9 protein-coding genes and 1 tRNA gene are annotated in these 12383 nt (G+C 67.1%); 3 read left to right on the top strand and 7 right to left on the bottom strand.

Features of this window, described 5'->3' with window-relative positions; all coding sequences use genetic code 11:
• Positions 1–38: 38 nt before the first annotated feature.
• The 4 genes from OX460_RS14925 to OX460_RS14910 form a co-directional block, all read right to left on the bottom strand.
• Positions 39–115, bottom strand: a tRNA-Met gene (locus OX460_RS14925).
• Positions 116–171: 56 nt separating this feature from the next.
• Positions 172–1350, bottom strand: coding sequence for a class I SAM-dependent methyltransferase (locus OX460_RS14920; RefSeq protein ID WP_251351815.1), 1179 nt, complete (start codon positions 1348–1350; stop codon positions 172–174).
• A 58-nt stretch (positions 1351–1408) separates the two neighbouring features.
• Complete coding sequence (locus OX460_RS14915; RefSeq protein ID WP_289899125.1) at positions 1409–2278, bottom strand: hypothetical protein; 870 nt, start codon at positions 2276–2278, stop codon at positions 1409–1411.
• A gap of 60 nt (positions 2279–2338) precedes the next feature.
• The gene (locus OX460_RS14910) at positions 2339–2548 is read right to left on the bottom strand and encodes a hypothetical protein (protein ID WP_034755039.1); all 210 of its coding nucleotides are present in this window, start codon (positions 2546–2548) and stop codon (positions 2339–2341) included.
• Positions 2549–2726: 178 nt separating this feature from the next.
• Here OX460_RS14910 and OX460_RS14905 point away from each other — a divergent pair, with 178 nt between their 5' ends.
• Entirely contained in the window at positions 2727–2894 is a 168-nt protein-coding gene (locus OX460_RS14905; protein WP_162835746.1) for a hypothetical protein, read from the top strand.
• Positions 2895–2898: 4 nt separating this feature from the next.
• Here the strand turns inward: OX460_RS14905 and OX460_RS14900 are convergent, their stop codons facing one another.
• The 3 genes from OX460_RS14900 to OX460_RS14890 form a co-directional block, all read right to left on the bottom strand.
• Positions 2899–6657, bottom strand: a complete 3759-nt coding sequence (locus tag OX460_RS14900; protein WP_289899124.1) for an AAA family ATPase — start codon at positions 6655–6657, stop codon at positions 2899–2901.
• Positions 6658–6673: 16 nt separating this feature from the next.
• Positions 6674–7900, bottom strand: coding sequence for an exonuclease SbcCD subunit D C-terminal domain-containing protein (locus OX460_RS14895; RefSeq protein WP_289899123.1), 1227 nt, complete (start codon positions 7898–7900; stop codon positions 6674–6676).
• 82 nt (positions 7901–7982) lie between these two features.
• A complete protein-coding gene (locus tag OX460_RS14890) occupies positions 7983–11003 on the bottom strand; it encodes a PAS domain-containing protein (protein ID WP_289899122.1) in 3021 nt (1006 codons plus the stop codon).
• Between the two features lie 282 nt (positions 11004–11285).
• On the opposite strand from OX460_RS14890, the gene OX460_RS14885 reads away from it, so the two are divergent.
• Positions 11286–11657: a YajD family HNH nuclease gene (locus OX460_RS14885; RefSeq protein ID WP_034755042.1), complete on the top strand. Its 372-nt coding sequence runs from the start codon at positions 11286–11288 to the stop codon at positions 11655–11657.
• Between the two features lie 23 nt (positions 11658–11680).
• On the top strand, positions 11681–12349 hold the full coding sequence (locus OX460_RS14880) for a response regulator (RefSeq protein WP_099664720.1): 669 nt from the start codon (positions 11681–11683) through the stop codon (positions 12347–12349).
• Positions 12350–12383 lie beyond the last annotated feature (34 nt).

The following is a 12383-nucleotide window of genomic DNA, read 5'->3' as shown; positions in this document are numbered from 1 at the left end:
CGCTGAATCCCTTGCAGGAATCAGCGGTTTTTATGTATTGGTTGCGGGGACAGGATTTGAACCTGTGACCTTCGGGTTATGAGCCCGACGAGCTGCCAGACTGCTCCACCCCGCAGGCGAATTATAGCGGGGTTTGCTGCAATGCGCAATGGCCGGGTTTCAGACCCTCGATTATGCCGCCGCCAGGCGCCACAGCGACGTGACTTCCCGCGAGCGGGCCGCGTGCAGGCTGTCCGTCGCATCCTGTGCGCGCGGGTGCGTGGGTTTCACGTCCAGGCGGTCGACGACTTTCAAGCCCGCTTGCGCTATCCATTCGAGCAATTGCGCGCGCGGGCGCAAGCCCAGGTGCTCGGCCAGGTCGGACAAAATCAGCCAGCCTTCGCCGCTTGGCTCCAGGTGGTCGGCCAGGCCGGCGAGGAAACCGCGCAGCATGCGGCTGTCCGGATCGTAGACGGCATATTCGATCGGCGAACTTGGGCGGGCCGGCAGCCAGGGCGGATTGCACACGACGAGTGGCGCGCGGCCGGCGGGGAACAGGTCGGCCTGCACGACGTCGACCTTGCCCTGCAAATCGAGGCGGGCCAGGTTCTCGCGTGCGCAGGACAGGGCGCGCGGGTCCTGGTCGGTGGCGACGATGCGTTCGATGCCGCGCTGCGCCAGCACGGCGGCCAGCACGCCCGTGCCCGTGCCGATATCGAAGGCCAGCTTGGCGCGCGCGGGCAGCGGCGCTTCCGCCACCAGGCCCACGTACTCGCCGCGGATGGGCGCGAACACGCCGTAATGCGGATGGATGCGCTGGCCCAGGGCCGGCAGTTCCACGCCCGTGCGGCGCCATTCGTGCGCGCCGATCAGGCCCAGCAGCTCGCGCAAGGAGGCGACGAACGGCTCTTCGCCGCGGCCATACGCTTCATTGCAAGCCAGTTTCACGTCCGGCGCGCGGCGCAGCGGAATCGTGTAGTCGGCGTCGAAAGGCAGCAGCAGCATGGCCAGAGTGCGGGCGCGCTGCGACTGGGCCTGGCGGTGCAAGTGGAAGGCTTCCGTGGCAGTCGGTTCGGGTTTCGCCAGCTTGGCGGCCTTGGCTTTCTTGCTTGGCTTGTCGTTCTTGTGGTCGGTGCGCCGCGCCAGCGCTTGCAGCAACTGGCGCGCGTTCTGGAAGTCGCCGCGCCACAGCATGGCCGTGCCTTCGCAGGCCAGGCGGTAAGCCTGGTCGGCCGTCGTGCGGTCGTCGGCGATGACGACGCGCTTGGGCGGCGGCATGCCGCTTTCCGAGCGCCAGCGGGCCGAATGCTCGGCGCCGTTTTCGCTCCAGTGGATGTGCGGGTGGACGGTAGGTGAAGATGTGTCGGACATGGGATTCAATCGATAGAAGGGGGCGCGCGGCATGGTCGCCTGCGCAGGCCGTCTTCCATTATACGTTGCCGGCCGTGCTGCTAGCGGTGTCCGTGCCATAGGCGAGGGCCAGCGCGCGGGCGCGCGCCTGCTCCTCCGGCGTGGTTGCCACGGCTTGCCTGCCGACTTTGGCGGTCTCGGTGGCATGCTCCGGCTGCACCAGCTTGAGCAAACGCAAGCTCAGGCTGCCCGCCAGGTCGCCATCCTTGCCGCTGGCGCTGGCGCCATCGGACGTGCCCTGATAGAGATTGCTTTGCAATTGCTGGCCCAGCAGCTTGAACAGGTCATGCAGATCGCCGCCGAAGTGCGTGGCGGGCAACTCCCTGGCGGGCGGGCTGGCGTCGTCGGCGGAGCTGGCTTCTTCGCCGGCTTCTTCGTCTGTTTCTTGCGTTTGCTCAAGGACGCCCGCGCTGATGTTCGATTGATATTGCACTTCCACTTCGAAGTCGAAGGTCTGGCCATCGGCCGTCGTGATCTTGCCCTTGCCGATGAAATGCGCGTTTTCATCGAGGCTGAAGGCGGCCGCGCGGCTGCTGCCGTTGGCGCCCGAGACGCTGGCGCTGCCACTGCTGAAGCTGGAACCGGCCTGCAGGTCGACGGAATCGAAGGCGACCGTGGCGCCGTCGCCGAACAGCTGGCGCGTCATGGTGGAGAGGAAATCCTGCGCCACGTCGACGGTGGCGTTGCCCAGCGCATCGGTCCGTTGCGACAATCCCTTGGCCGACAGGTCAAGGCCATTTTTCGACAGCGCCACCACGTCTTGCGCCGTGCGCTGCATCAGGGGCGAAGCGGCCAGGCCCGTGGCGCTGCTGCCCGTGCGGGACGGCTGCTGGCCAGCCAGCGTATTCGAGGCGGGTTGACGGCTGGCAAGGGCGGGGAGCTGGGACATGGTCGGTTCAAATGGGGAGGATAGTCGAATTAACGACAATATCGCCCCATTCTTTAACCATCAGTGGTGGTGCGACCAGCTACCGTCTGCCGACTCCAGATAGGACTTGACGGCATCGGCCTGGCCCGTGGCGTGACGCTTGAGTTCGCCGCATGCGCAAATGCCCTGGTACGGCTGGATATGCGAGCAGGCGGAGACTTTTTGCAGGTAGACCTGCATGGATTTGTGACATTTTACGCACTTGAAGGTGAGGCTGCGGGCGGCTTTCATGGGGTTCCTTGAACTGTTGCGGGGCGTAGAGTTCGTCTACGCGAAGGCGGCGATTTTAACGCACTCCGGCCATCGTTACACGTTGTTGCATCTGCGCCACGCGCACGTCAACTGAATCCGCGCCATGACGTTGAACGTATATAGGAGGTCGTCTGACCGCCATTGAAGAGGTAGCACCATGGACAAGCATGACAAGGAAAAGCCTGTACAGCCCGCCAAGGAGCTGGTCAGGAAGTGGCTGAAAGCGGAGCTGGAACAGCGCCGGCCCCCGCCCGACCCCGAGCAGATCCGCCGCGAACTGGGCTGGGATATGCTCAGACTGTGCCGGGAGCCGGCCAGCCGCTAGTGACTCAGCGCACCGTCACCACGCTCTTGCCGCCGGACCCAGGCTGCACGAGGATGCGGGTGGCGATGCGCTCCGTCATTTCCTGCACGTGCGAGATGACGCCCACCTTGCGGCCCATCGCTTGCAAGCCGTCGAGCGCATCCATGGCCACGCGCAGGGTTTCCGTGTCCAGGCTGCCGAAGCCCTCGTCGATGAACAGCGATTCCACGCGCACCCGGTTCGAGGATAGCGAGGCCAGGCCCAGCGCCAGCGCCAGCGAGACGAGGAACGATTCGCCGCCCGACAGCGAATGCACGGAGCGCAGTTCGCCGCCCATGTCCTGGTCGCGCACCATCAGGCCCAGCGACGGGTTGTTCGGGTTGTCGATGCGTTCGAGCTGGTAGCGGCGCGCCAGGTGGTTCAGGTGCGCGTTGGCATAGCCGAGCAGCACTTCCAGCGTGAATTGCTGCGCGTAGTTGCGGAATTTCTTGCCGTCGGCCGAGCCGATCAATTCATTCAGGCTGGCCCAGCGCCGCTCGATCACGGCTTGCGCCTCGATCTGCGCCAGCATTGCTTGCGCGCTGTGGCGCCTGGCGTCGTCCTGCGCGATGGCCAGGCGCAGTCGCGTCGCTTCCTGGTTGGCCGCCTGGCGTTCGGCGCCCAGCGCGTCGAGCGCCGCCTGCAACACGGCCTCGTCCATTTCCAGCGCTTCCGGCGGCTGCTGCGCGTGCGCGGCCAGTTGCTGCCGGCGCTCTGCCAGCACGGAAACGGCCGCCGTGTGGCGGTCGGCGATCACTTGCAGGGCGTCGCGCTCGGCGCGCATGGCGTCCATGGAGATGGCCAGGCGCGCGCGCAGCTCGTCGAGCGTGGCGGGCGCGTGGCCGGAGTGACGCTGCCGGAATTGCTGCAGCCAGTCGTGCAGGGCGACGGTGGCGCCGTGTTCCTGTTCGCGCAGGGCGGCCAGGCGCTGCGACAACTGCGCGCACGCTTCGTCGAGGCGCGTGCGCTGCGCGCTGGCCGCGTGGGCTGCCGCCTGCTGCTGCGCCAGCTGGTCTTTGGCCTGCGCGATGGCCGCCGCCAGGCTGCGTTCCACCTCGGCCACGCTCTGGCCCTGCCACAGCGCGTTGCGCTCCGCTTGCAGTGCCGTGCGCTGTTTGTCGGCGGCGGCAAAGGCGGCGTGGGATTCCTGCGCCGCTTGCCGTGCCTTGCCTGCGGCCAGCTGCGCCGCTTCCAGCTGCGCGGCCAGGGTCGCCAGCGCGTGGCCGCGCTGGTCCTGGTCCGCCTGCTGTTTCAGCCATTGCCGGCTTTCCGTTTCGCGCGCCGCGCGGAAGGCGGCGGGGCCGGCGCGCCAGCTGTCTTTCCAGCCTTCGGCGCCTTCCACGTCGGCAAACGCGGCATCGAGCTGCGCCAGCAAGCCGTCAAGCGCGCCGCGCGACGTTTCCGCCTTGTCCAGACTGGCCGCCTGCTGTGCCTGCAATTGCGCCAGACGCGTCTGTGTTTCGGCGACGGCGCTTGTGCAGCGCGCGTGTTCGGCGCCGGCCAGTTCGTGCGCCGCCTGCGCCTGCTCACGCCGCGCGCCGGCCTGGCGCAGCGCCGCCTCCTGCTGCGCCAGCGCTTGCAGGGCTGCTACATTGGCCGTCAGCTGCTGCGCGAACCAGTCCGCGCGCTGGTTTGCCGGCGGCAGTTGCAGGGTGTCCGCATGCGGCTGCCATTGCGCGTTCAAGCTATCGATGGCGGGCGGCAGGATGGCCAGTTCCGCATCCGTCTGCGCCTGTTCTCGCGCGGTCGCGGCCAGCGCCGCCTTGTGCGTGGTCAGCCGTTCCAGATTGCTGCGCGCCTGCGCGCGGCAAGCCAGTACCTCATCCTGCAAGCTGGCCAGCATCGCCTGCAGGGCGTCGTCGGCGTGGGTGTACGGGTGTTCCAGCGCGCCGCAGACGGGGCAGGGCTGCTCGTCCTGCAAGGTGGCGCGCAGTTGCTCCACGCTGGCCGCGCATGCCGCTTCCGCCCTTTTCAAGGATTTTTCCGCCTGCGCCAGGCCCGCTTCCAGCAGCGCCGTTTGTGCCGCCTGTGCCGCCAGGGCCGTCGTTTCCGTTTGCGCGGCTTGCGCCAGTTGCGCCGCCCTCGCTTGTCCGTGCGCCAGCTCCTGCTGCTTGCGCGCCAGTTCCGTCCACGTCTTTTCCGCCGCATTCAACTGGCGCGCATGGTCTTCCAGCTGGCCGCGCTGTTGCTGCAGCAGCTGTCCATCGATGGCTTGCACGGCGCACTGCGCCTCGCGCCGCTGCGCATCGTGCGCGGCGAGCGTGGCGGCGGCCGCCGTCAACGCGGCCTGTGCCTCCTGGCCCGCGGCGCCTGCCGCGCGCACCAGCTGCGCCGCGTCGGCCGCCCTGGCGTCGGCAGCATCGGCTTGCGCGGCCGCCTGGCCGGCCTGGGCGAACAACTGGTCCGACAATTGCCATGACGCGGCCAGCGCTTGCCAGTGCTGGTGCGACGCCAGCCACAGGCGGCCCGTTTCCTGCTCCGCCTGCATGGCGTGCTGGTGCTGCTGCAGCTCGTGCAAGGTGGCGCGCGCCGTTTCGTTGGCCTGGTCGGCCGCCAGTGCGCCATCCTGCGCCTGGCGGTGGGCAGGCAAGTGTGCCGCAATGCCGGCATCGAGCGCCTTGGCTTGATCGAGCCGGGGCGCCGCGTCGCGCTGCGCCGTTTCCCTGGCTTGCAAGGCCGCCGTCGCCAGTTGCACGCTGGCGGTCAGCTGCGTTTCGCTGGTCACGGCTTGCGCCGTCTGCGCGCGCGACGCTTCCAGCGCGGCACCGGTGCCGGCGATGTCGTTCGCCAGGCGCGCCACGTCGTCGATGAGGGGACGCGCCGGCTGCAGCAATTCCCACTGCGCCAGCGCCGTGCGGCGCGCTTCGGCCGCGGTGCGTTCGGCATCCGCGCCATCGAGCGTCTCTTGCGCCGCTGCTATCTGGCTTTGCAGCTTGTGCGTCTCCTGGTGCCAGCGCTGCTGCAGTTCCAGCACCGCCTTGCGCAAGTCGATGGTTTGCAGGGCGGTGTCGGCCGCGCCGCACAGCGCTTCGGTCTCGGCCCGCTCTTCCGGCGACAGGGGCCGCTGGTCGGCCAGCTTTTCGCCCAGGCGTTCGAGGATCTGTTTTTCCTTTTTCGCCCGCTCGAAGGCGCGCATGGAAATGTCGGTATAGATGCTGCTGCCCGTCAGGGTTTCCAGCAATTCTCCCCGTTCATTGTCTTCCGTCTTGAGGAAGGTGGAAAACTCGTTCTGCGCCAGCAGCACGGCGCGCGTAAACTGGTCGAACGACAGGCCGATACGCTTTTCGATCTCTTCCTTGACTTCCGTCTTGGTGCCGCCAATGGGCTGCAGCGCTGGCAGCTGGTGCAAGCTCATGGCGGTCGCCTGCAGCGCCCCTTCGGCCCGGGTGCGCGAGCGGCGCACGCTCCAGCGCGCGCGATAGCTGGCACCGTCGTTGCCGACGAAGTCCACTTGCGCGTAACCGTCCGGCGTGCCACGGCGCAGCAGGGTGCGCGTATCCTGGGCGTTGACGGTTTCCTTGCCCACGTCGGGCAGGGCGCTGCCCCGGCCCAGCACCTTCAGCAGGCGCGGCGTGGCGTCGTACAGGGCCAGGCACAGGGCGTCGAGCAGGGTGCTCTTGCCCGCGCCCGTGGGGCCGCTGATGGCGAACAGGCCGGCGGACGCCAGCGGTTCCTGCTGGAAGTCGACTTCAAATTCGCCGGCCAGCGAGGCCAGGTTCTTGCCGCTGATTTTCAGTATTTTCATGGTTCTTCAGGTACCGTCAGGCGCCGGGCAGCAGCAGTTCGGCCAGGGCCGACAGTTGTTCGGGCGGCGCGGGCCGGCCGTATTTTTGCAGGTACAGGCGGCGGAAGATGTCGTCGGGCTGCAGCTGGCTCAATTGGTCCAGCGTCATGTTGTCGGGCGCGCTGCTGCGCGCGGCGCTCGACGTTTCGATCTTCGCCAGGCGCACGTGCTTGCCGTCGAGCGCCGTTTCGATGCGCGTGCGCAGGCCCGGTTCCGGCGCATCGAGGCGCACGCGCACTTCCAGGAAGGGCTGCGCTTCCGGTGCTGCGGCGGGCACGTCGAGGGCGGCCAGCTGCGCCAGCACCTCGTCGATCGGCGCCGGCGTGGCGGGCACGCGCAAGAGGGGCACGGCGCGCGGCACCTCGATGGTGCGCACGTCCTTCAACTGTTCGCCGTCGATGTCGAGACACAGCACCTGATGGCGATAATTGACTTCGGCGAACGACAGGGGAATCGGGCTGCCGCAATAGCGGATATGCTCCTGGCCGCCCACGGCCTGCGCCTTGTGCAGATGGCCCAGCGCCGCATAGGCGATGGCCGTATCGAAAATCCCCGAGGGCAGCATTTCCGTGCCGCCGATGACGATGCGGCGCTCGGAATCGTTCGACATTTCGCCGCCCACCATGTGGCAGTGGCCCATGGCTACGATGGCTTGGCCTGGCTGGCGACGCGCCAGCGCCAGGTCCGCCAGCTGGCGGTACAGCAGGGCGATGCCGCCCAGGTAGGCGTCCTGGGTATCGCCGGCCGGCAGTTTCGGCACGTCGCCGGGACGCAGGAAGGGCACGGCCAGGCACCAGGCCTGCACTTGCCCATCGGCGCCCGTCAAAGGCAGCAGCAGGCGCTCCAGGTCGATCTGGCCATCGTCGTCGCGCAGCAGATGGCCGATCACGTGCGTGCCATGCGCGGCCAGCAGGGGGCCGGGCGCTTCCAGCCGTCCCGCCGAATCGTGGTTGCCGGCGACGACGACCAGCTGCAGCGCGGGCAGGCGCGCGCGCGCCTGCTGCAGGAAGACGTACAGCTGCTTTTGCGAGGCGGCCGACGGGTTGGCGTTGTCGAACACGTCGCCGGCGACAAGCAGCACGTCGACCTTTTCGGTCACGAGCGTGTCGAGCAGCCAGTCGAGGAAGCGCTGGTGCTCGTAGCCCCGCTCGTAATTGTGCAGGGTCTGGCCCAGATGCCAGTCGGAAGTGTGCAGCAGGCGCATGGTGGGCCAAGGGTAGGGAAGACAGGCGCCAATATAGCAGGAATGATAGGGGGCAGACCCGCGCCATGCGCCAGCGGCTAAATCAAGTCGTCAGCATCCCGGCGCGATAGGTATTCCGGCCATCCTGCTTGGCCTTGTACAGCAGCACGTCGGCCCGCTGCAGCAGCACGGCAGGGGGGATGTCTTCATCGCGGTAGAAAGCCAGGCCGATGCTGGCGGAAATGCGCACGGTGATGCCATCGAGTTCGAACGGCTGCTGCATGGCGGCGACGATTTTTTCCGCCAGCACGGCCGCGTCTTCGGGCCGGGTGATCTGTTCCATGATGATGGTGAATTCATCGCCGCCCAGGCGGGCGACGATGTCGGTGACGCGCATGGTTTGCGTCAGGCGCTGGGCGAAGGCGCGCAGCAGCGCGTCGCCGGTGCCGTGGCCGTGCGTGTCGTTGACGGGCTTGAAACGGTCGATATCCATGTACATGACGGCCATCAGGTGCTGATGCTGGCGGCTCGCGTGCATGGCGTCGCTGAGTTTTTGCTGGAATCCGGCGCGGTTCGACAAACCCGTCAGCGCATCGACCTGGGCCAGTTTCAGCAGGCGCTGTTTTTCGCGCTTTTGCACGGTGATATCCTGGCGCATCACGTGAAAGCCCACCACCTGCAGCTTGTCTTCGCCGATCTGCGGGATGTAGATCACTTCCAGGCAGCGCTCGATGCCTTCCTTGTCGTCTTCTTCCTCGAAGCTCAGGGTTTCGCCCGCCAGCACTCTTTCGATGTACGGCGCCACCGTGCGGTAGCGCGCCTCGCCCACCGTGTCGCGCACGCTCTTGCCCAGCGCTTGCCGGCCCGTCAGGCCGAATTCGCGCTCATAGGCGATGTTCAGGAAGCGGTAGACCTGGTCGGCGTCGATGTAGGCGATCATGGCCGGCAGGGTGTCGGCGATGGTGCGCAGGCGCGCTTCGCTTTCCAGCAGCGCCACTTCCGATTCGCGCAGGATGGTGATGTCGTCCAGGCTGCCCACGTAGCCTTCGATCCGGCCGTCGATGAGGATGGGGGCAATTTTGACGGAAACCCATACCAGCCTGCCGTCGCGGTGCAGGCAGCGCAGGGTGGACTGGAACGGCGCATGGCTGCGCGTGAGCTGTTCCAGCGCCACGTGCATCAGCGGATAGTCGTCCGGGTGCAGGGCGCTGGTCCAGCCGGCGCCCAGGGCGGCCGCGCGCGGCAAGCCCGTGATCGATTCGAAGGTGCGGTTGACGTAGGTGCAGCGGCGCTGGCGGTCCAGGCGCACCAGGCCGAGCGGCGAAGCGTCGTTGACGGCGGCCAGTTCGGCCTGTTTCTGGCGCAGTTCCAGTTCCTGCTGGCGGCGCTGCGAGATATCCTCGGCGATGCACAGGATATGTTCGATCTGCTGGCGCTCGTCGAACACGGGCACGGAGACGGCGCGCAGGTAGCGCAGGCTGCCATCGAAAAGGCGCAACGGCTTTTCCGTATGGTCGATGACGCCCCGCTCGGCCAGGATGGCGCGGTCGTCCTCGGCGTCGTGCAGGCCGAAGTCGGGCGGGAAGGCCTGGCAATCGGTCTTGCCGATGACGTCGGCGGCCAGGTGGCCGGTGATGTCCTCGGCCGCCTTGTTCCACACTTCCATCTGGCCGAAATTTTCCGGGCGCGCGCTTTTTACGTAGACCAGCACGGGCAAATGGTCGATCAGCGACTGCAGGAAGCTGCGGTTGTCCTGCAGCGCCAGTTCGTCGTGCTTGCGCGCGCTGATGTCGCGCGAGGTGACGGCCACGCCGTCGGCGATCGGCACCACCTGGTGGCGCAGCCAGCGCGTGCCGCCCGAGGCCAGCGGCAGTTCGAATTCATCTTCCAGCGGCTGGCCCGTTTCCATCACCAGCACGAAGCGCTTGAAGAAACGCTCGCCGCGCAGCAGCGGTATCAGCGGCAGCACGCGCTGGCCCAGCAGTTCGGAGCGCGGCTTGCCCAGCATGTCGGCGGCGCGTTCGTTGATGTCGGCAAAGGTGAAGTCTTCCACCGGCTTGCCCGGCGCGGCGCGCCAGGCTTTCAGCAGCAGCACGGCATCGAGGCTGCCCTGGTGCGCCGCGCGCAGCAAGGCTTGCGTTTCCGTGGCCTGGCGGATGCTGCGGCGCAGGCGCGCGCTCTGGCGCATCAGCAGGGTCGTAAAGCCGGCAATGAGCACGCTGGCGGCGAGCAGCGCGCCGACATATATCAGGCGGCGGTGTTCGAAGCGCGTCAGGGCGACGGCGCGGCTCACGCCCACCACGGCCAGCAGCGGGTAGCGCGGCAGCTCGTGGTAGCTGTAGACGCGGGATGTCGCGTCGACGGGCGGCTCGATCAGCAGTTCTTCGGCGGCGTGCTGCGGCGGTCCCGGCATGCGGAAGTCGATGCGGTCGCTGAGGATCAGTTGCTCGCCGATGCGCCCCGCCGTCAGGCCGCTGTCGCGCGCCACCAGCATCAGCGCGCCCTGTTCATCGAGGTTCAGGCGGTCGTAGTCGTCGACAAAATACGTGGGGTCGACGAGGATGACGATGGCGCCGGCAAAGCGGCCTTGCGCATCGTTCAGGCGGCGCGCCAGGCGGATGGTCCAGTGCTTGCCGCCCGCGTCGAGCATGGGCGTGTCGACCAGGGCCGTGTCGGACGCATTCGCGGCCAGCGCCCTGAAAAATGCCTGGCCGGCCAGGTTTTCCGGCAGGTAGGCGTTGGCGCTGTCGAGCACATTGCCGTGCGCATCGACGAGGGCGATCGGCAATGCCAGCTTCGACGGCAGCACGCTGTCGAGCAAGCCCTGGCGGCGCGTGAATTCATTCAGGCGCAGGCCGCCGTCCGTTTCCTCGTATTTGAGCTTGAACAATTGCGTGGCGTGATCCGTCTGGCGCAGGGTGAAACTGGTATGGTCGGCCAGGGTGCGCGCCAGCGACTGGCTGACGGCCACGGCGTCGCGCACGGCGCTGGCCCGCTCCTGGCCCACCTGGTAAAAGACGGCCGCCCACAGCGCCAGCAGCAGGATGAGCGCGAACAGGGGCACCAGGCTGAGACGGTACAGGCGGCGGGCAAGGCGTTGCAGGGGTCTTGTTATCGCTATCACGGGCGCTTGCAGGCTATATTCATGGAAAAGGGGAGGGGCGGCGTGGCGCGCATGATAGCCGAAATCGGCCGCCTTGCGCGTCAGCGTGTTGCCGCCGCTGCCATCGTCTGTTCGCGGTCTGTCGCTGGCCTTATTTTGCTTTAAATCAAGTAGCCGTGGTGCCGCGCACGCTAAAAAAAGCACGCCGGCGGCGACACGGGCTGGCGCCGTGGCAGAAAAAGTACAATTGCGCCCCCATCCTCATTAAAATGGATGCTTCTTCCTCCCATATCGAAAGTTGTCATGCAGAGTAAAAAGCCCGACGCGGCAAGACTGGACAAGATCGTGGCTGAAGCGCGCCGCGCCGCCGACCAGCGCGAGAGCGGCTACCGCGAGCGTTCGCTGAAGATGTACCCGTGGGTCTGCGGCCGCTGCATGCGCGAATTTACGCGCGCCAACGTGCAGCAGCTGACGGTGCACCACCGCGACCACAACCACGACAACAATCCGCCCGATGGCAGCAACTGGGAACTGCTGTGCCTGTATTGCCACGACAATGAGCACTCGCGCTACCTGGAAGCGGATCGTGGCGCCGGCCTGCTGTCGGCCGAGGTGGCGCCCGCCACGCACAATCCGTTCGCTGCGCTGGCTGGCCTGATCAAGAAAAAGGACTGAGCGGCCCGTCCGCCTCCCACCCCATGCGCATCTTGCTGACCGAAGACGACCCGCAGCTGGGCCGCGCCACGCAGATCGGCCTGGAACAGGCCGGCCATGCCGTCGACTGGGTCACGAGCGCCGAACACGCGCACACGGCCGTGCGCCTGCACGACTATGGCTGCATTTTGCTGGACCTGGGCTTGCCGGGACAGGATGGCATGCAGGCGCTGGGCGTGCTGCGCGACAATGGCTACAGCGGCGCCGTGCTGGTCGTCACGGCGCGCGACCAGGTGGGCGAGCGCATCGCCGGGCTCGACGCGGGCGCCGACGACTTCATCGTGAAACCGTTCGACCTCGACGAGCTGGCCGCGCGCATCCGCAGCGCCTGCCGGCGCGCCGCGGGCCGCCTGCGCGAGCACCTCGTGCACGGCGACCTGGTGCTCGATATCGCGGACCGGCAGGTAACGCAAGGGGGATTGCCCGTGATGCTCACGATGAAGGAGTTTCGCATCCTGCAATTGCTGCTGGAACACGGCGGCCGGGTGCTGAGCCGGGAACAGCTGGAGAAAAACCTGTACAGCTGGGGCGATGAAGTGGAAAGCAATGCCGTGCAAGTGCATATCCACCACCTGCGCAAGAAGCTGGGACGGGACTTGATACGCACCGTGCATGCGATCGGTTATTGCATTGATAAAGCGCAAGCGGCCTGATGAAAAAACGGGCTACCCTGAGGCAGCCCGTTGG

The sequence above is a fragment of the Janthinobacterium sp. SUN033 genome, from assembly GCF_030397595.1.
Lineage (GTDB): Bacteria > Pseudomonadota > Gammaproteobacteria > Burkholderiales > Burkholderiaceae_D > Janthinobacterium > Janthinobacterium kumbetense.
Note: the sequence above shows the minus strand (reverse complement) of the source record. Positions and strands in the feature narration are given on the sequence as shown.